The sequence below is a fragment of the Buchnera aphidicola (Pemphigus immunis) genome (assembly GCF_964059115.1).
Lineage (GTDB): Bacteria > Pseudomonadota > Gammaproteobacteria > Enterobacterales > Enterobacteriaceae > Buchnera_C > Buchnera_C aphidicola_C.
The window spans coordinates 302,423-324,393 of the sequence record NZ_OZ060408.1; the positions used below are offsets into that span (position 1 = coordinate 302,423).

Annotated in this window: 16 protein-coding genes; 7 read left to right on the forward strand and 9 right to left on the reverse strand. The window is 23.9% G+C overall.

The genetic code is table 11. From position 1 onward, the window contains the following. Window positions 1–161 precede the first annotated feature (161 nt). Complete coding sequence (mfd, locus tag AB4W77_RS01295) at window positions 162–3,626, reverse strand: transcription-repair coupling factor (RefSeq protein ID WP_367681223.1); 3,465 nt, start codon at window positions 3,624–3,626, stop codon at window positions 162–164. Window positions 3,627–4,229: 603 nt separating this feature from the next. Here mfd and gap point away from each other — a divergent pair. Next, window positions 4,230–5,225: a type I glyceraldehyde-3-phosphate dehydrogenase gene (gap, locus tag AB4W77_RS01300; protein WP_367681224.1), complete on the forward strand. Its 996-nt coding sequence runs from the start codon at window positions 4,230–4,232 to the stop codon at window positions 5,223–5,225. A 116-nt stretch (window positions 5,226–5,341) separates the two neighbouring features. Here the strand turns inward: gap and fldA are convergent, their stop codons facing one another. Then, window positions 5,342–5,863, reverse strand: coding sequence for a flavodoxin FldA (fldA, locus tag AB4W77_RS01305; RefSeq protein ID WP_367681225.1), 522 nt, complete (start codon window positions 5,861–5,863; stop codon window positions 5,342–5,344). Window positions 5,864–6,306: 443 nt separating this feature from the next. Between fldA and phrB the strand changes: the two genes are divergently transcribed. From phrB to sucB, 4 genes are all read left to right on the forward strand, one after another. Beyond that, window positions 6,307–7,728, forward strand: a complete 1,422-nt coding sequence (gene phrB, locus AB4W77_RS01310) for a deoxyribodipyrimidine photo-lyase (protein ID WP_367681226.1) — start codon at window positions 6,307–6,309, stop codon at window positions 7,726–7,728. Between the two features lie 15 nt (window positions 7,729–7,743). After that, on the forward strand, window positions 7,744–8,487 hold the full coding sequence (locus AB4W77_RS01315; RefSeq protein ID WP_367681227.1) for a Nif3-like dinuclear metal center hexameric protein: 744 nt from the start codon (window positions 7,744–7,746) through the stop codon (window positions 8,485–8,487). 111 nt (window positions 8,488–8,598) lie between these two features. Further along, a complete protein-coding gene (locus AB4W77_RS01320) occupies window positions 8,599–11,370 on the forward strand; it encodes a 2-oxoglutarate dehydrogenase E1 component (protein ID WP_367681228.1) in 2,772 nt (923 codons plus the stop codon). A 6-nt stretch (window positions 11,371–11,376) separates the two neighbouring features. Then, window positions 11,377–12,603 (forward strand): dihydrolipoyllysine-residue succinyltransferase, encoded by a 1,227-nt coding sequence (gene sucB / locus AB4W77_RS01325; RefSeq protein WP_367681229.1) that lies wholly within the window; start codon window positions 11,377–11,379, stop codon window positions 12,601–12,603. 40 nt (window positions 12,604–12,643) lie between these two features. Here the strand turns inward: sucB and AB4W77_RS01330 are convergent, their stop codons facing one another. Further along, entirely contained in the window at window positions 12,644–12,916 is a 273-nt protein-coding gene (locus tag AB4W77_RS01330) for an OmpA family protein (RefSeq protein WP_367681677.1), read from the reverse strand. 673 nt (window positions 12,917–13,589) lie between these two features. Between AB4W77_RS01330 and gpmA the strand changes: the two genes are divergently transcribed. Together gpmA and pfkA are read left to right on the forward strand one after the other, a co-directional pair. Beyond that, window positions 13,590–14,294 (forward strand): 2,3-diphosphoglycerate-dependent phosphoglycerate mutase, encoded by a 705-nt coding sequence (gene gpmA, locus AB4W77_RS01335; RefSeq protein ID WP_367681230.1) that lies wholly within the window; start codon window positions 13,590–13,592, stop codon window positions 14,292–14,294. Between the two features lie 58 nt (window positions 14,295–14,352). Beyond that, a complete protein-coding gene (pfkA, locus tag AB4W77_RS01340; protein ID WP_367681231.1) occupies window positions 14,353–15,315 on the forward strand; it encodes a 6-phosphofructokinase in 963 nt (320 codons plus the stop codon). Window positions 15,316–15,448: 133 nt separating this feature from the next. Here pfkA and tpiA read toward each other — a convergent pair whose 3' ends face one another. The 6 genes from tpiA to serC all read right to left on the reverse strand — a co-directional run bounded on the left by tpiA (window position 15,449) and on the right by serC (window position 21,730). Beyond that, complete coding sequence (gene tpiA / locus AB4W77_RS01345) at window positions 15,449–16,213, reverse strand: triose-phosphate isomerase (protein WP_367681232.1); 765 nt, start codon at window positions 16,211–16,213, stop codon at window positions 15,449–15,451. Window positions 16,214–16,339: 126 nt separating this feature from the next. Next, window positions 16,340–16,618 (reverse strand): integration host factor subunit beta, encoded by a 279-nt coding sequence (ihfB, locus tag AB4W77_RS01350; protein ID WP_367681233.1) that lies wholly within the window; start codon window positions 16,616–16,618, stop codon window positions 16,340–16,342. 76 nt (window positions 16,619–16,694) lie between these two features. Next, complete coding sequence (rpsA, locus tag AB4W77_RS01355) at window positions 16,695–18,365, reverse strand: 30S ribosomal protein S1 (RefSeq protein ID WP_367681234.1); 1,671 nt, start codon at window positions 18,363–18,365, stop codon at window positions 16,695–16,697. Between the two features lie 120 nt (window positions 18,366–18,485). Next, window positions 18,486–19,160 carry a (d)CMP kinase gene (gene cmk / locus AB4W77_RS01360; protein ID WP_367681235.1) on the reverse strand — a complete coding sequence of 225 codons (675 nt, stop codon included), beginning with the start codon at window positions 19,158–19,160 and terminating at the stop codon, window positions 18,486–18,488. A gap of 149 nt (window positions 19,161–19,309) precedes the next feature. Beyond that, complete coding sequence (gene aroA / locus AB4W77_RS01365) at window positions 19,310–20,599, reverse strand: 3-phosphoshikimate 1-carboxyvinyltransferase (protein ID WP_367681236.1); 1,290 nt, start codon at window positions 20,597–20,599, stop codon at window positions 19,310–19,312. Between the two features lie 42 nt (window positions 20,600–20,641). Continuing rightward, complete coding sequence (gene serC, locus AB4W77_RS01370) at window positions 20,642–21,730, reverse strand: 3-phosphoserine/phosphohydroxythreonine transaminase (RefSeq protein ID WP_367681237.1); 1,089 nt, start codon at window positions 21,728–21,730, stop codon at window positions 20,642–20,644. Window positions 21,731–21,971 lie beyond the last annotated feature (241 nt).

Below are 21,971 nucleotides of genomic sequence, written 5' to 3' on the forward strand. Positions count from 1 at the left end.
ACATTAATATTTTTTTAGAAAAGATGTTCATTAATTTAGTAATTAGTTTCATATATTGAACAATATTTTTTAATCATTCATTAAAATTTTTACTTTAACTTTGTGAAAATATGTTTTTGATATTTCTCAATTAGAAAAATATACCGATTTTATAAATAAAATTATTTAATTAAATCCAATTTTTCTATAAAATTCAATATCCATTTTATTCTAAGATAACAGGAATGAAATTTATATTTAAATATCAAACGATAAGGTTTTTCAAATTTCCACTGTTTTAATTCTTTTTCTAATATTTTCAATAAAAATACAGTGTCAATTATATTTTTCTCGAAAAAACAGATAATACTTTTTGTTTTATTAGATTCAACACGTTGAATTCCTATTTTTTTTGCTATTAATTTGATTTTGGATAAAATAACTAAATTTTTTGTTTCATGAGGAATAGATCCGAATTTATGTTCTAATTCATGTTCTATATCTATTAATTCTTGTATATTTTTTACTACTGCCATTTTTTTATAATAAGAAAGCCGAAAATTGATGTTAGAAATATATTCAGCAGGAATTAATGCTGAAATATGCAATTCTACTTCAGGTTGATTTTTTATAGTATCTTCTAACGATAATTGTTTTTTATTTTTTATATTTTTTACAGCATGTTGTAACAATTCTGTATACAAAGAAAAACCAATATTTTTAACATGTCCACTTTGATCATCACCTAATATTTCTCCAACTCCTCTGATATCAAGATCTTGCATAGCTAACGTCAAACCTGAACCAAAATCTTTAAGAGAAATGATTGCATCAAGTCTTTTTTTTGCATCTAATGTAATTTTTTTAAAATCAGATATTAAAAACCACGCATATGCTTGATAACAGGATCTACCAACTCTACCTCTTAATTGATGTAATTGAGCTAGACCAAAACAATCTGCTTGTTCTATAATGATAGTATTTGCGTTAGGGATATCGATACCTGTTTCAATAATAGTTGTACATACTAATACATTTATTTTTTTTTGAAAAAAATCGTTCATAATTTTTTTTAAATCATGAATACACATTTGACCATGTGCAACAGCTACATTTGCTTCTGGAACTAATTTTATAATTTTTTTAGCTTTAATATCAATTTTTTTTACTTCATTAAAAACATAAAAAACTTGTCCTCCTCTTAATATTTCTCTAAAAATTGCTTCTTTTACAAGAGAATCTTCATATTCTCGTACAAAAGTTTTTACAGTCAATCTTTTATCTGGTGGAGTTGTGATAACCGACATATCTCGAATTCCACTAATAGCCATATTTAATGTACGAGGTATAGGTGTAGCAGTTAATGTTAATATATCTATATTTGAACACATAGCTTTAATTTTTTCTTTATCTCTAACTCCAAATCTATGTTCTTCATCTACAATTAATAAACCTAAGTTTTTTAACTTAATTTTTTTAAATAAAATTATATGAGTACCAATCAAAATATTTATCTTGCCATTTTGTGCATCTCTTATACCAAGAGATAATGTTTTAGGATCACAAAATCTAGATAACATTATAATATTGTAAGAAAAATTAAAAAAACGTTCTTTAAAATTATTAAAATGTTGTTGAGCTAAAAGTGTAGTAGGTACTAGTACTACTACTTGTTTATTATTGCAAACTGCTAAAAAAGCAGCTCTCATCGCCACTTCTGTTTTACCAAATCCAACGTCTCCACAAACTAATCTATCCATAGGTACTGGTTTGCTCATATCGTATAAAACAGAATTTATTACTTGTTTTTGATCTGAAGTAATCGTAAATGGAAAATCATTACAAAAAAGATCATATAGTTCTATATTTATTTTAAAAGAAAAACCTTTTTTAGCTTTTCTATTTGCATATACATCTAATAACATGGCAGCAGTATCATTTATTTTTTTTATAGCTTTACTTTTTACTTTATTCCAATTATCAGCACCTAATTTATGTAAAGTAACATTTTTTTCTGAAAAACCAGTATATCGGCTGATCAAATGTAAATAAGCAACCGGTACATATAACTTTACTTTTTCAGCATATTCTAATATTACATATTCACCTTGAACACCTGCATGTTCTATGGTTTTTAATCCTTTATATCTGCCAATACCATGTTCAAAATGTACTATTATTTGGTTTATTTTCAAATCAGATAAATTATTTATCGTAATATCTAGATGGTTTTTTTTATCTAAATCTTGATTATTATCAATTTGATAATTTACTTTAATATCATTTTCAGAAATAAACGCTATATTTCTATCTTCATCAATAAATCCACGATCATAAAAATTAATTACACCGAAATATTTTTTTTTATTTTTTAAACATTTTATTTTTTTTAGTATATTTAAAGTATTTATTTTTCTTATATTGATGTTAAAAATTATTAATAATTCTGATAATTTTTGTAAATTAGATTTATTTTTTGTAAAAAAAATAATGGAACCTAAAAATGATTTTAAAAAATTAGCTAATTTTTTGTAATTTTTTTTATTATTATCTACGGAAATAGAAATATCAGGTAAACAATAATATTTTAAATTAGTACTATGAATATTTTTCGATATTATTTTTTTTTTAAATTTAATTTGTGGCCATTTTTTTAAATTAAGAAAAAAAAAATCTGAATCTATCCAAAGCTTATTAGGTTGAATTAATAACCGTTCTTTATTTTTATAAAAGTGAAAATATCTTTTTTTGATTTTTTTCCAAAAAAATAGGATATATTTCTTTATATTTTCCGAATAAAGTATTAACGTATGTTTAGGTAAATAATCAAAAATTGTTTCTAATTTATCTTTAAAAAAAAATGGTTGCCAATATTCGATTCCTAAAGAAAAGAAACCTTGTTTAACCTGTTGAAAAATAACATCTTTTTTTGGATCAGTATGGAAATTTTTTTTCCAATGGTAAAAAAACAAATTTTTTCCATTTTGATTTATCGGAAATTCATGAGCAGGCATAAATGTTATTGATTTTATATTCTTTATTAATTCTCTTGTATTAATATCAAAACTATTAATAGAAAAAATTTTATTATTTAAAAAACATAATCTATATGGTAAATTATTTCCTATAAAAAAACATTCTATAACATTATTTATAGCAGAAAATTCACCATATTGTATTACTTGATTAACTAATGTATATCCTTTATCTTTTAACATATTTATTAACATATTATATGATATATGCATATTTTTTTTTATTACTGATACTTCGTTACTTAAATATTTATGAGGACAGACTTTTTGTAAAAATGCATTTATAGAGATAATTAATAATGTTTTTTGTAACTTAGGTAATTTGTATAAAAGAGAAAGTCTAGAAGAAATAATATCTCGATTGGGAGAAAAAATATCAAATGGTAAAGTTTCCCAATCAAAAAAAATATGAATCTTTCTTTTTGTAAATGATTGTATTTCTTTTTTTAATTTTAGTGATTCTTGTACATTTTTTGTAATTAATACTACTAAATCATCTGAACATTCAATAATTTTAGCAGATTCAAAAGAAATTGCCGATTTAGTTAATTGACCCAATATCTTTTTTTCTCCAGCTTTTTTCGGTAATGAATACATAATATGTTCCGACATAATTTTTTATTCTCATATGTTTATAGTTAACTAAGTTCTTTTATATAAAAGTTACATTTATATTTAAAAATAATATGAATATATTTTAAATATTATTTATTATTAACTATTATTTTAGATGTAGAACTGTTATGTTTATTAAAAACCAATAATTATTTATATACATAAAAATTTTTAAATTTGAAATATCAATTCATTTTTATTAAAAAATAGATTAATATTATAAAAATTATTTTTGATCTTTATTAAAAATAAAATATAAAATTATATGTATTAAAAATTTTTAATAAAAAATTTTAATTTATAAAAACTGAGTAATATAAGTACGAAATTTTTTTTATTAAATATAATGCTTTTTATTATACGATAAATATTTCAAACTTTTAATTTTATAGATTTATTTTTATTTATTATTGTATATATAAATATCATCTAGTATTGTAAATTGAATATATTTATTGTTTGCATTATTAAAATAAAACTAAGTAATTGCATAAAACTTTATTACATATACATAAACATATTTTTTTAAATAGTTTATTTTAAATATAAAATTATTGATCAAATAACATTAACTAAAATTTATAAAAATTGGCAATCAATATGACTATTAGAGTAGGAATAAACGGTTTTGGACGTATAGGAAGAGTAGTATTTCGTATGGCTCAACTACGTTCCGATATTGAAATAGTAGCTATTAATGATATTTTAGATCCAAAATATATCGGATATATGTTGAAATATGATTCCACTCACGGAAGATTTCATAAAGAAATAGAAGTGAAAGATAACCTTTTAATAATAGATCATAAAAACATTTATCTTTCTTCAGAAAAAAATCCCACCAAATTGATGTGGAAATCATTAAAAATTGATGTTGTTGTAGAATCTACAGGAATCTTCTTAACTCAAGAAAGTGCTTACCAACATATTATTGCTGGTGCAAAAAAAGTAGTGATTACAGGACCTTCTAAAGATGACACTCCAATGTTTGTTAGAGGTGCTAATTTTAACAAATATGCTGGTCAAAAAATTGTTTCTAATGCATCATGTACTACTAATTGTCTAGCTCCACTTGCTAAAATAATAAATGATAAATTCACTATTCTTGAAGGATTAATGACAACAGTTCATGCTACTACTGCTACTCAAAAAACAGTAGATAGTCCCTCTCATAAAGATTGGAGAGGAGGAAGAAGTGCTTTACAAAATATTATTCCTTCTTCAACAGGTGCAGCTATAGCAGTAGGTAAAGTATTACCTGAACTAAATGGAAAATTAACAGGAATTGCATTCCGAATTCCAACACCCAACGTTTCCGTTGTTGATTTAACAATTCGTCAAAAAAAATCAGCTAGTTATGAAGAAATTTGCAAAATAATTAAAGATGCTTCAGAAAATGAAATGAAAGGTATCATTGGTTATACAGAAGATGATGTTGTATCGACAGATTTTAACGGAGAAGTGTTAACATCAATTTTTGATGCAAAAGCAGGATTAGCCTTGAATAATAATTTCTTTAAACTAATTTCTTGGTATGATAATGAAAGTGGTTATTCTAGCAAAGTTTTAGATTTAGTTGCTTTAATTGCATCTTAATAACTAAGATTAATATCACATTAAAAAAAATAAAATTAATTTTTATTTTTTTTAATGTCTTTTAAAATAATATGCAAAATGATAAATTTTATTTTATTTTTTAATAATATTACTTATTAAATATTATAGAATGATAATTCACTATATAGTTGTTTAATCCACATTTTTACTCTTTTTTCACTTTTTTCTGGTTGTCTATCTTCATCTATAATCATACCATAAAAATTATTAGCATCTTTTAAAGCTTTAGAAGATTCAAATTTATATTCTTTTTTTGGCCATGTTCCTATTACTTTTGCTCCTCTTTTGCTTACAATATTATAAATTATACCTATTGCATCGCAAAAATATTCTGAATAATCTTCTTGATCTCCACATCCAAATAAAGCAACTACTTTTTTCCCAAAATTAATTTCTTTTAAAATAGGCATAAAATTATCCCAATCACATTGTATTTCACCATAATACCATGTTGGTATCCCAAAAATTAAAATATCAAAAAATTCTATGTCTGATTTTTTAGTTTCAGAAATATCATAAATTTGAGCATTTTTTAAACCTATATATTTGTGAATTAATTTTGCAATTTTTTCTGTATTACCAGTATCACTTCCAAAAAATATGCCAATTGGTTTCATTTTTTTACCCAAAAAATAATTAATTTTTTTAACAAAAAATAATTATTAACATAACGATATATACCTAATAAATGTTTAATTTTTTAAAATTAACAGATAAAGAAAGTCTTTTATTAGATAACAATATTTATAAAATAAATTATGTATATCAAAATTTTATTATGATTTCAATAAATATTAATATATGTAAAATATAATTAAATTTTTATTATCAATAATATATAATATATTATTGAATTTCAAAAAACTGACATCTATATATTTTTTATAATAATTACATGTATTTCAATAATAAAATAAACATAAAAATAAAGAATTAGAAATATATTTTAACTAAAAATTCGATATCAAATACAATTTCTAATGTATATTAATATCTTTATATATTTTAAAATATATACAATAATAGATTTTCAATACATATAAAATGTTAAGGAATAAAAATGAATGTACATCTTATGTGGTTTCGTAATGATTTACGAATCCATGATAATACAGCATTGTACTCTGCTTGTAAAAATACGAAAGCAAATGTGTTATCTATTTTTATTGCTACTCCTAAACAGTGGGAATCCCACTTAATGTCTTTTAAAAAATCTGAATATATTTATAAAAATTTATTAATTTTAAAAAAAAATATTATGCAATTAGGAATTCCTTTATATTTTTACGAATCTGAAGATTTTTTAACGTCAATTAAATTTTTAATCATATTTTGTAAAAAACATAAAGTAAATGCTATTTTTTATAATTATCAATATGAATTTAATGAAAGAAAAAGAGACTATCTTATAAAAAAAATGCTTAAAAAAGAAAATATTTCTACTTATGCTTTCCATGATGAAATATTATTTTCTCCTGATAAAATACATAAAAAAAATGGACAACCTTATAACATTTTTTCTTCCTTTAAAAAAAATATTATTAAAAAAATACAAGAACAAGTACCACTATCTTTTCCTATACCAAATATAAGAATATGTTCAAAAATGGAAAAAAACGTTATAAAATTTACTTATCCTCGTGAAAAAATTGATGAACGTTTATTTCCTATTGGAGAAAAATGTGCTTTAAATAATTTATTATTTTTTATAAATAAAAAAATAATAAATTATAATTCAGAACACCATTCCCCTAATTTAAATTCTACTAGTTTCTTATCCGCAAGTTTTTCAATAGGAATTTTATCTTTTCGTCAATGTATAACATTACTTTTAAAAAAAAAAAATTATGAACTAAAAACAATAGATCAATGTTTATGGTTAAATGAGTTAATATGGCGAGAGTTTTACAAATATTTATTAATTAGATATCCAGAAATAAGTCAAAATAAAGCACTATCTCATTTAGATAATAAAATATTATGGAATAACAACAAAGAACATTTAAATGCTTGGCAAAAAGGGAAAACTGGATATCCCATTGTTGATGCTGGTATGAGACAATTAAATAAATTAGGATGGATGCATAATCGTATTAGAATGATTACTGCAAGTTTTTTAGTAAAAGATCTTTTAATAAATTGGAAAGAAGGAGAAAAATATTTTATATCAAAATTAATTGATGGAGATCTAGCTATAAATAACGGAAATTGGCAATGGATAGCTTCTATTGGAATTAATAGTAATCCATATTTTAAAATATTTAATCCCATAAATCAAGCAAAAAAATTCGATAAAGAAGGAATTTTTGTCAAAACATATCTTCCTGAATTACGTTCAATTCCAAATTCAGATATTTTTACTCCCCATTTATGGTCTCAAAGAACAGGAAATAAAATTAATTATCCTATTCCAATAGTTAATCATGAAAAAACTAAAAAAAACGTTATTTCTGTTTTTAAACTAGCCAAATCTTTACTTTAAAAAAGTGATTTATAAATGAATAATTTTAATTTAGAAAAAATAATTAATAAAAAATTAAACGCACATATGTTTCAAGATTACGCTCCAAATGGATTACAAATAGAAGGATTAAAAAATATAAAAAAAATAGTTACTGGTGTTAGTGCATGTCAAGATTTATTAGATCAAGCAGTAAAATTAAATGCTACTGCGATTATTGTGCATCATGGTTATTTTTGGAATAACACAGAAAAAATTATTAAAAATATGCAAAGAAAAAGATTAAAAACTATTATCAGTAATAACATTAATTTGTATAGTTGGCATCTACCATTAGATGCACATACAGAATTAGGAAATAATGCACATATAGCAAAAAAATTAAATATTAAAATTCAAGGATATCTTTTGCCATTAGTTCCATGGGGAACATTTGATAATGGTATATCAGGAGAAGAATTATCTAGTATTATCAAGAAAAAATATAATCGTACCCCTTTCTATGAAAAGCCAAAATATAATTCTAAAATTTTTAAAATAGCTTGGTGTAGTGGAAAAGGACAAAATTTTATAAATAAAATTGATCTTTATAATTTAGATGCATTTTTAACCGGAGAAGTATCTGAAGAAACAATTTATGTTGCTAGAGAAAATTCTTTGCACTTTTTCTCAATAGGTCATCATGCTAGTGAAAGAGATGGAATTATAGCACTTGGCAATTGGTTAAAAGATAATTATGATCTTGATATAACATTTATTGATACCAATAATCCTATTTAATTTTTAACTGTTATATAATTAAAAACATATTACTTAATATAAAAAATAATTTTATTATATTTTTATAATGTAAATAAAAATTTTATAAAAACGAAATTTTAAGAGAATATTATGAAAGATACGAAGATAACATCTTGGCTAAACTCTTCTTATTTATCTGGAGATAATCAAACTTATATTCAAAGTTTATATGATACATTTTTAGTAAACCCTAATTCTGTTGAAAAAGAATGGAGAATATTTTTTTCTAAAATATATAACGAAGAACTAAAAAAAGAACAACTGTCTAAAAAAAAATATCATATTAACACCACAGATCCATATGCCACTATTTTAAAAAAATATAAAATATCACAATTAGTTGATGCTTTTCGTAAAGATGGCCATAAAAATGCTCGTTTAGATCCTTTAAATCTATATCAAAAACAAACTATACCTAATTTAAATTTAAATTATTATAATTTATCAGAAACAGATTTATGTATTGATAACAATGTAAATTTTTTTGAAAAAAATAATCAATTAAGTTCTACTACTGATTTATATCAAAATCTAAAAAAAATTTATTGTAATTCGATAGGTTTTGAATATATGCATATAGAAGATAATAAAGAAAAAATATGGATTCAAAATTACATAGAACGTTTTGTAAAAGAACACTTTTTAAATAAAGAAGAAAAAAGAAAAATATTAAAAAAATTGATATATGCAGAAGAATTAGAAATATTTCTTTCTAAAAAGTTTCCAGGTGCCAAAAGATTTTCTTTAGAAGGTTCTGAAACATTAATTCCTATGCTACATGAAATTATCAATTATTCAGGATCTCTACAAGTATCTGATATACTATTTGGGATGGCTCATAGAGGAAGATTAAATGTATTAATTAATGTTTTTGGAAAAAAAGAAAGAAATTTATTTAATGAATTTTCTAATTCTTATCAAGACCACTTTAAAAGCGGAGATGTAAAATACCATTTAGGGTATCACTCAAAAATAAAATATAATGATAAATTTATAAATTTGATTTTAAAATGTAATCCTTCTCATTTAGAAATAATTAATCCAGTTGTAATGGGTTGTTCCCGAGCTTATTTAGATATGTTAAATAAGTATGATACTAATAAAATATTATCTGTTGTCATTCATGGAGATGCTTCAATTGCAGGACAAGGAATAGTTCAAGAAACACTAAATATGTCACAAACACAAGGTTATAACGTTGGAGGATCTATTCACTTAGTCATTAATAATCAAATTGGTTTTACTACTTCAGATAAAAAAAATCTTAGATCTAGTGATTATTGTACTGATATCGCGAAAATAATCAATTGTCCGATATTTCATGTTAATGCTGATGATCCAGAAGCTGCAATATTTGTAACACGTATGGCATTAGATTTTCGTTTTAATTTTAAACGAGATGTTTTTATAGATTTAGTTTGTTATAGAAGAAGAGGACATAATGAAGCCGATGATCCTAATGTCACTCAGCCTATAATGTATCAAAAAATTAATAAACATCCTACAGTACAAAAAATATATCGAAATCATTTAATATTAAAAAATATCATCAATAAAAATTATTACAATAAGATTAAATATGAAAATAAATGTAAATTAGAAGAAGAATATTCTTTTTTTATACGACATAAAATAAATAATATCAATAAAAACAAAAAATATAAAATAAAACAAAACATTGAAATAAAAAAATTAAGTTTTAAAGAATTAAAAAATATTGGTATTTCTATAAATACCATACCTTATGAAATAGACATGCATCCTAAAGTGAGAAAAATATACCAAGATAGACTTGAAATGATTCATGGAAGAAAAAAAATAGATTGGGGAACAGCTGAAAATTTAGCATATGCATCTTTAGTGAGTCAAGGTATTTCTTGTCGTTTATCTGGTGAAGATATCAGTCGTGGTACATTTTTTCATCGTCATTCCGTTATACATGATCAAAGTAATGGTTCAATTTATATACCTATTAAAAATATTAAAAATAAAAAAGGAAAATTTTATATTTGGGATTCTGTTTTATCAGAAGAATCTGTTTTAGCTTTTGAGTACGGTTATTCTAGTACAAATAATGATATTTTAACTGTTTGGGAAGCACAATTTGGTGATTTTGCTAATGTAGCACAAGTCGTAATAGATCAATTTATTTGTTCTGGTGAACAAAAATGGGGATATAAATGTGGATTAGTAATGTTATTACCTCATGGTTATGAAGGACAAGGTCCTGAACATTCTTCTGCTAGATTAGAACGTTATTTACAACTTGCTGCTGAAGACAATATAATAATATGTATACCAAGTACTTCTGCCCAAATTTACCATATATTGCGTTGTCAAGTTTTAAAATCCTTAACAAAACCGCTTATTATTATGTCTCCAAAATCACTTTTACGACATCCTTTATCTTTTTCTGATTTTACAGAATTACAACATAAAAACTTTTTAGCAATTATAGATGAAATAGATTCTATACCAGTAGAGTTTTTAAAGCAGGTTATTTTTTGTTCAGGAAAAATATATTATGATTTATTACAACAACGTCGTATCAATAAACAAAATGACACAGCTATCATTCGTATTGAAAAATTGTATCCTTTTCCTAAAATGTTATTTTCCCAAATTATGCTGTCTTATACTAATGTTTTAAATTTTATATGGTGTCAAGAAGAACCTTGTAATCAGGGAGCATGGAATTATATTCAACCTAATTTACAGAAATTATTACCAATTAATTCATCTTTAAAATATATAGGACGTCCAGCATCCTCTTCTCCAGCTGTAGGAAACTTTTACATTCATCAAAAACAGCAAAAAGAGATTGTCAACAATGCATTAAATACATATTTGATAAAAGGATAATGATATATGAACAGTTCTGACATTCTCGTACCTCATTTACCCGAATCAGTTAATACGGCTCAAGTTGCAAAATGGCATAAAAATGTAGGAGATATTGTAACAATAGATGAAATATTAGTAGAAATAGAAACTGATAAAATTATTTTAGAAGTACCTGCTATCTCTTCTGGTATCTTGCATACTATCTTTGAAGTACAAGGATCCACAGTAAGATCTCAACAAATATTAGGTAAAATAAAAAACGTTAAAAATGTGACAAAAAAATCTTTGGATAAAATAGAAAAAAAAATATCTGAAAAAAAAGAATTGAACGATAACCAAACATTAAATAAAAAAATAAATGATACTTTAAGTCCGACAGTAAGGCGTTTAATATCTTGCTATAACATTAAAGATTTTAAATTTCAAGGAACAGGTGTAAATAATAGAATTACTCCTCAAGATATTGAAATATATATGAATAATAAAAAGAAAAATAATGAAAATAATCAAATAAAATACAACGTAGAAAAAAAAATAAATCATACATATGAAAGAAGTACAACTAAAATTAAAATGAGTAATTTACGCAAATGTATAGCAGAAAGATTACTGAATGTAAAAAAAAATACAGCTATATTAACTACTTTTAACGAAGTAAATATGAAACCAATCATTAAATTAAGGCAAAAATACGGAGAAAAATTTAAAGAAAAATATGGAGTAAAATTAGGTTTTATGTCTTTTTACGTTAAAGCAGTAATAGAAGGATTAAAACGTTTTCCAGAAATTAATGCAATGCTTGATAAAGACGAAATCATTCAATATCATTACTATGATATCAGTATCGCTGTTTCTACTTCAAAAGGTTTAGTTACACCTATATTAAGAAATGCAAATTTAATGAGTATGTCTGAAATTGAAAAAAAAATAAAAAAATTTGCAATACAAGCGAATGAATCTAAATTAAAAATTGAAGATTTAACAGGAGGTAATTTTACTATTACAAATGGAGGTATATTCGGTTCTTTATTTTCTACACCAATTATTAATCCTCCTCAATCTGCTATTTTAGCGTTACATAATATTAAAGACCGTCCGGTAGTTATAGATAATAAAATTTGCATACGTCCTATGATGTACATAGCTCTTTCTTATGATCACAGAATTATAGATGGAAAAGAAGCTGTGGGATTTCTTTTAAGTATAAAAAAAATATTAGAAGATTTTAATAGAATTATACTACATATATAATTCATTATATCTAATGAATTTAAAAATAAAATATAAAAATTTATGGTGCTATGATTAATCTTAGCACCAATTGATATAATTTTAATAAATCTGTTGAATAAAAATTTATTACTACTCGTCTGTTATTCATGTAACATAATTCTGTATTACAATCAATGACTTGTTTATCTTCACCGTAAATAAAAGAAGAAATTTTTTTATCTAAAACACCTTTTCTAATAAGATATAATTTTATTTCTTTAACTCTTTTTTCTGATAATAAAAAATTATATTTAAAAGAACCATTTTTATCTGCATGTCCTTCTATACATATATTATTTTTTTATTATTACATAAACAGTTAGCAATAATATCAAGATATTTTAAAAAAAATTGGATTAATACTAAATTAATTAGAATTAAAATAAATGATATTATTTTTATATAAATTTTGTAAAATTTATTGTGTATTAGAAATTCTTGTCAATTTTTTTTTTATTTTTTTTAAATTTGTATTTATGATTCTTTTATTTTTAATATTTTTATATTTATCATTTAAATGATTGCATGAAAAAATAGTCGTGATAAAAAATATAAGTATTAATATATTAATTATTCTTTTTAATTTCATTTTGAAATCCTATCAAATCAATTTCACATCAATAGATTATTTCAATTTTTTCCCAAGAAAAAATCAATAATTAAGATATATTTTTTAACATTATCGAAAACTTTTATGTCCATATTAATAATATATATTATTTATTTTCAGCAAATTATTAACAGAATAATATATAAATATCTCAAATTTAGTTCATATATTAAATATATATATTCTTTGTAGTTTTTGTTCTATAAAATATTAATTCTTATGTATATAATTAATTAAATATTAATGAGTAGTATTGAAATAAAAAATATTTACTATTTTAACAATAGGAAATATTTAATTATTATGCAATAATATTTATTTATTTTTTAACATAATATAATGTAAAAGGCAAATCATGGTATTCACTAAATTAATTTTAATCAGACATGGTGAAAGTAAATGGAATAAACTTAATAAATTTACCGGTTGGGAAGATATAGATTTATCATCTAAAGGTATAAGAGAAGCTAAAAACGCCGCACAATTATTAAAATTAAAAGAATTTACTTTTGATACAGCATATACTTCAATGTTAAAAAGAGCTATTCATACTCTATGGTTAATTCTCAAAGATCTTAATCAATCTTGGATTCCAATTAATAAATCTTGGCATTTAAATGAAAGACATTATGGAGCTTTACAGGGTTTAAATAAATTAGAAACTGCTGAAAAATACGGAGTAGAACAAGTAAAAAAATGGAGAAGAAGTTTTAATACTGTTCCTCCTAAACTAGATATTTTAGATAAACGATTTCCTGGTAACGATATTCGTTATTCTCACTTAAAACCCGAAGAACTACCAGTTTCTGAAAGTTTAGAAATAACAACAAACAGAGTTATCCCTTATTGGAATAAAATAATTTTTCCATCTTTAAAAAAAAACAAAAAAATAATAATAGTAGCTCATGGTAATTCATTACGTGCATTAATAAAATATTTAAATAATATAGAAAATGATAAAATATTAGAATTAGAAATACCTACAGGTATGCCTATCGTTTATGAATTCAATAAAAAATTAGAACCTATTAAATATTTTTATTTAAAAAATAATTCATAATGTTCATATTTAAATAAAATTATTTTTAATTTATAATAATATTTATTATGAGGAAAATATGATTAAAAAAATAGGAATACTTACCAGTGGAGGTGATGCTCCTGGTATGAATGCAGCTATCAGAGGTATTGTAAGGACAGGACTCAGTAAAAAACTAGAAGTGTTTGGTATTTATGATGGTTATTTAGGATTATATAATAATAGGATTGTTAAATTAGATAGATATAGCGTTTCTGATATGATTAATAGAGGGGGTACTTTTCTAGGTTCTGCACGTTTTCCAAAATTTAAAGAGGTTGAAGTAAGAGAAATAGCCATTAGAAATTTAAAAAAAAAAGAAATAGATTTTCTTATAATAATCGGAGGAGATGGATCTTATATTGGAGCTAAATTATTAACGGAAATGGGTCTTCCTTGTATTTGTTTACCAGGTACAATAGATAATGACGTAGTCGGAACAGATTATACTATAGGATATTTTACGGCATTAGAAACTATTGTAGATGCTATTGATCGATTACGAGACACATCGTCTTCTCATCAACGTATTTCTATTGTAGAAATTATGGGTAGACATTGTGGAGATTTAACTCTTGCTGCTGCCATTGCAGGAGGATGTGAGTTTATTGTGTTACCAGAAATTAATTCTACAAGAGAAGAATTACTAAAGGAAATAAAAAAAGGTATCAAAAAAGGTAAAAAACACGCCATAGTAGTAATAACAGAATATATTTATGATGTTGAAGAATTAGCAAAATATATTGAAAAAAAAACTCAAAGAGAAACTAGAGCCACTATTTTAGGACATATTCAAAGAGGAGGGTCTCCTGTTGCTTATGATCGAATTTTAGCCTCTAGAATGGGTGCTTATTCTGTAGAATTATTATTGAAAGGATATAAAGGACATTGCATAGGAATAAAAAATGACATTATGATACATAATGATATTACTTATGCTCTTAAAAATATGAAACGTACTTTCAAAAAAGATTGGTTAAAAATTGCAAAAAAATTATATTAAAATGTTATAATCAATTATCTATACATAAAATATAATTTATATATTATATAAATTATATAAATTAATTATTTTTATCAAAAATATACTGATAAAATTAAATATAGATAAAAATAATTAATTTTATATTCAAAAACTATAATGAATTTACAATATCAATTATTTTTTTAAATTTGTTATAATTTAAAGAAGCTCCTCCTACCAAAACACCGTCAATATCAGCTTCGTATAACAATTGAGTTACATTATTTTCATCTACCGATCCACCATATTGGACTGTTATTTTTTCAGAATTCGCAATATCGTATTCTTTTATATATTCTTTAATAAATTTATGTATTTTCTGTACAGAACATGGAGTAGCTGTTTCCCCTGAACCAATTGCCCAAATTGGTTCATAAGCAATAATGGTATCATTAAATATTTGCGGACCCCACATAGAAATAACAGAGTTTAATTGTCTTGCACATACTTCTTGAGTTTTTCCTAATTTTTTTTCTTCTTTATTTTCACCAACACATAATATTGGAATTAAATTAGCTTCTTTAACTATTTTAAATTTTTTTGCAATAAGTGCATCATTTTCTTTATGGTATTTTCGACGTTCAGAATGACCAAGAATAACATAATTGATACCTATATCTTTTAACATATTTACAGAAATTTCTCCTGTAAATGGACCACAAAGATTTAAATCTACATTTTGTGCTCCTAAAAAAATATTTTTTTTATAAATTATTGTCTTAGCTAAATATAAATATATTACTGGAAAAGACATTACTATTTTACATTTTTCTTTTTTTTCTTTATAATCATACTTATTCAATTGATTTAAAAAATTAAGAATACTCAATTTATTACCATTTAACTTCCAATTAGCTATAATTAACTTTTTTTTCATGTTAAAAGTTCACCTTTTAAATTAAAACATTATATAACTATTAATACAACTAAGTTAAAATACCATAATGATAGTTACTTAGTTGTATTAAATTATAATATAGTTAACATTTATAAGAAAAACAAATCATAAATTTACTCTATCTCTTAATTTTTTACCAGCTTTAAAATAAGGAACATGTTTATCTACAAGATAAATTATATCACCTGTTTTAGGGTTTCTACTTTTCCTAGAATGTCTATAATGTAAAGAAAAACTGCCAAATCCTCTAATTTCTACACGATTACCTGGTTTTAATGAATAAATTATGTGTTCTAAAATCTTTTTTACTGCTGAATCTATTGTTTTTTTTGGAATATAATTAACAGACTTAAAAATTTTTTTAAACAATTCTGATTTAGTCATAAATCCTCTAGTAAATATTATTATTTATATAAGAATCAATTAATATTCTAAAACATTTTTATTTACTAAAAAAAAATTATTCTATATTTTTAGCCGCTTTAAATGCCTCTGTCATAGCATTAGAAAATTTTTTATCTTCTGTTTTATTATCAGAATTTAAGACTGGTTCTATTTCTTTTAATTGAACAATAAGATGAATAAATCTATTTTTACGGTCAATGTTATTTAATTTAGCTTCTACGAAATCTCCGATATTAAATTTTACTTCTTTTCCTAAATTATGATTAACAGGAAATAATATATCAGAATGTTTAAAAATACCTTCTACCCCGTCTGATAATTCAACGGTGAAAGATTTTGTATCACTTTTAATTATTTTACCAGTAACTACAGATCCTTTTTTGTTATTCATGATGTAAGTATGAAAAGGATCATCTTCTAATTGTTTAATACCTAAGGATATACGTTCTCGATCAGCATCTACCTGTAATACAACAGCAGATATTTCATCTCCTTTCTTATATTCTTGAACAGCTTCCTCTCCAGATTTACTCCAAGAAATATCAGATAAATGGACTAATCCATCAATACCACCGGATAATCCAATAAAAATTCCAAAATCTGTAATAGATTTAATCTTCCCTTCTACTTTATTACCTTTTTTATGTATTTCTGAAAATTCTTTCCAAGGATTTACCTTACATTGTTTTAAACCTAGAGAAATTCGGCGACGATCTTCATCTATATCTAATACCATCACTTGTACTATATCATTGACTTTCACTACTTTAGAAGGATGAATGTTTTTGTTTGTCCAATCCATTTCTGATACATGTACAAGACCTTCTACACCTTCTTCTATTTCAACAAAACATCCATAATCTGTTAAATTGGTTACTCTACCTGTAACTTTTTTTTCTTCAGGATAACGTTTAGAAAGGGCTATCCATGGATCTTCTCCTAATTGTTTCAAACCTAATGATACTCTTGTTTTCTCACGATCAAATTTTAAAATTTTAACATTAATTTCATCGCCTACATTAACTATTTCACTAGGATGTTTTACTCTTTTCCAAGCCATATCAGTAATGTGCAGTAAACCATCTACACCACCTAAATCTACAAAAGCACCATAATCAGTAAGATTTTTTACTATTCCTTTAACTTCTATTCCTTCTTGTAAATTTTTTAAAAGATAATCTCGTTCTGCACTATTTTCTGATTCTATCACCGCTCGACGAGACACTACAACGTTATTTCTTTTTTTATCCAATTTAATTACTTTAAATTCTAATTCTTTTCCTTCTAAATGTATAGTTTCACGAACCGGTCTGACATCAACTAAAGATCCTGGTAAAAATGCTCGAATATCATTTAATTCAACTGTAAATCCACCTTTAACTTTTCCATTAATTATCCCTAACACTGAATCAGATTTTTCGTGTGCTTTTTCTAAAATTATCCAAGATTCATGCCGCTTTGCTTTTTCGCGTGATAAAATAGTTTCACCAAATCCATCTTCTATAGCATCTAAAGCTACATCAACTATATCTCCTAATTTTATTTCAAACTTACCTTGAGAATTTTTAAATTGTTCAGCAGGAATAGCTGATTCCGATTTAAGACCTGCATCGACTAATACGATATCCTTATTTATAGAAACAACTATACCCTGAATAATAGATCCTGGTTGAGTTGTAATTTCCTGTAAAGATTCAGTAAATAATTTGGAAAAAGATTCTGTCATATTAATAATGTTAAAACACTTTTTATAAACGTAGATTTAGCATCTTGCTAAATTAGTGTTATTTGTATGATTTACGATATTCCTTATCATAAAATTATAATATCAAATTTTAATAAAAAATTAATTTAGTTTTTTATATATGGCGCTTATAGCGATATTAAATACCTCTTCAATAGTAATATCAGTGGAATTTATCATCAAAGCATCTTTTGGCACTGATAAAGGGCAACATAATCTATTTTGGTCCCGTTGATCCCGTTTTTGCATGTCGGATAAAATAGTATTAAAATTAGTATTAATACCGTTATTTCGTAATTCTGAAATACGTCTTTTGGCTCTAATTTTAATATCAGCGTATAAAAATATTTTAACTATAGCATCTGGAAAAACTACGGTTCCCATATCACGACCATTAGTTACCAGACCTGGAGATTTTCTAAATAATCTTTGTTTATGTAATAGAAACTTTCTAATGTGAGGTAAAGTAGCAATTTCCGATGCAAAATTTACAATATTTTGTAACATCAATTTTTTTTTTAAAACATTCATGAAATAATAATTTCTTAAAAAATTGTTTTGCAAATCCAAATAAGAATCTAATTTTTTTTCAATAATATCAATGTTCCTTGTATCAACAGAAAGTTTATTTTTTAATATAACAAATGACACTAATCTGTATATAAATCCTGATTCAAGTAAATTCCATTTCAATGCTTTAGAAATATTCTGACTAAGCACACTCTTCCCAGCTCCACTGGATCCATCAATTGCAACCACAGGAACTAGTTTTTTCATTCATTTTCCTAATATATATGATTTTATATAATTTAGTATTATAAAATTATTTAATGATACTTAAGAATAAAAATAAAATTTAATCTTAAAATGTCTTTGTTAATATATCAATAAAATATTGTTCTCTAATAATATACATATAAAATATATTAATTAAAACTAATGCTTGATAATACAGGAAAATAATTAGGAAATGTTTTCGAAGTACATTTTGGATTTATAATTGAAACAATAGCATTCGATAATGCTATTAAAGAAAAACACATAGCTATACGATGATCATTGTAAGTTTCGATATTGGCATTTAAAAATTTTTTTGGAGGAGTAATAGATATGTAATCTTTTCCTTCTGTGATTTCTGCACCTATTTTCCTTAATTCTGTAGACATTGCAGCTAATCTATCAGTTTCTTTAACTCTCCAGTTATAAATATTGCGAATAGTAGTTGTACCTTTAGCAAAAAGTGCAACAATAGCTATTGTCATTGCTGAATCAGGAATATGATTCATATCTAAGTTAACAGCGTATAACGTATTTCTAGTACATGAAATAAATTTATCTCCCCAATTGATAATTGCTCCCATATTTTTTAATACATTAGCAAAATTAATATCTCCTTGTATACTTTTTGATCCGATGCCAGTTACACATACTGTACCACCTTTAATTGCTGCTGCTGCTAAAAAATAAGAAGCTGAAGATGCATCACCTTCTATCCAATATTTTCCAGGAGATTGATATTTTTGATTCCCTTTTATATAAAAAAAACGATAAGCATTATTATGAATGATAACTCCAAACAATTTTATTAAATTTAAAGTGATATCTATATAAGGTTTAGAAACAAGTTCTCCTTTTACCGTAATTTCTGTATCTAACGCAGCAAGAGGAGCTGACATCAATAATGCACTTAAAAACTGACTAGAAATACTACCATTTATCTTTAATTTTCCTCCTAAAAATCCTCCTTTAACATGAATAGGAGGATAATATTTATTATCATAATATTCAATTGTAGCTCCTCCTTGTCTTAAAACATCTACTAAATGATGAATAGGTCTTTCTTTCATTCTATTATCACCAGTGAGTAAAATATTATTTTTTCTTAAAGAAAACATAGAAACTAATGGTCTCATTACAGTTCCTGCGTTTCCTAAAAACAAAGACAATTTTTCTTTAATTTCAAATGGTTTACCTTGACCATATATTTTACATTCTGTTTTTTTATTATAAAGAGTATATTTAATACCAATTTTTTTTAAAGCATGTAACATATGATATATATCATCACTAACTAATAAATTTTTTAAATATGTTTTTCCGTGTGCTACAGCGCTTAGTAATAGCACTCTATTGGAAATACTTTTAGAACCAGGCAATTTTATATTTCCATTAATATAACTAATAGGATTTAAGGTTAAAAAGTCCTTAGTATGCAAAATAATCTCCTTCTAATTAGATTAATATTTAAATTAAAATTTTTATCCGTATCTACTTTCAAAATACACCATAAATTTAATTAATTCTTTAATTCCTTCTATGGGCATAGCATTATAAATAGAAGCTCTAAATCCTCCTACTATACGATGTCCTCTTAAAGCATGTAAACCATTATTGTACGATTCTTTTTCAAACAAATTAGTTAAATTTTCTTTTAATAATCGAAATGTGACATTCATATTAGATCGATTTAAATGATTAATATCATTAAAATACAAATTACTACTATCTATTGTTTTATATAACAAATCCGATTTTAATTTATTAATCAATTCTATTTTTTTAATACCACCCATATCTTTTAACCATTTCAAAATTAATCCAGATACATACCAGGAAAAAGTAGAAGGAGTGTTAAACATCGAATTATGGTAAGATAATATTTTGTAATCAAGTATAGAAGGTACAACATTGTTTGATTTTTTTAATAAATCATCTCGAATAATAACTAAAGTTATTCCAGATATACCAATATTTTTTTGAGTACTGGCATAAATAATACCATATTTTTTTATATTAATAAAACTTGATAAAATAGTAGAAGAAAAATCACCTACAATAATTTTGTTATCAAAAATAGGTTCTTCATAAATAGCAATGCCATCTATAGTTTCATTTGGACAATAATGAATATATGCAGGTTTTTTTGATATTTTCCAATTATATGGAGATAAAATAGTTTTTTTTCCATTATGTTCTTTTTTTATATTAATGATATTAGGAACACAATATTTTTCAGCTTCTATACGTGCTGCTTGTGACCAATAACCACTTTCTATATAATCCGGATTATTACTAAATTTATCTAACAAATTTATAGGAACAGCAGAAAATTGTCCTCTTGCACCTCCTTGACAAAATAAAATTTTATAATTGGATGGAATTTTTAACAAATTTCTTAAATCTTGTTCAATTTCCTGAACTAATTGAAGAAAATGTTCATTACGATGACTTATTTCCATTACTGATATACCTAATCCTTTCCAATTATATAAATCTTTTTTTATTTGATTCAAGACTGAGAAAGGTAACATAGATGGTCCAGCACTGAAATTATAAATTTTTTTCATGATTTTCACCCTATCTTTTAATTTATCGATCTTGTTCTTAATAGAGATTTAAAACATATATTTATTTTAATGAATAAAATTACGAATTATTAATAATCTATTTGAATAATTAAGATTAGCAATTATGAATGAACTTCAATTCAACGAAAATAAATACATAATAAAATTATTAATAATAGAATTAAAAAATATTTCTAAAAGAATTTTTTAATTATTTCGATAATGTAACCAGTAAAATTTA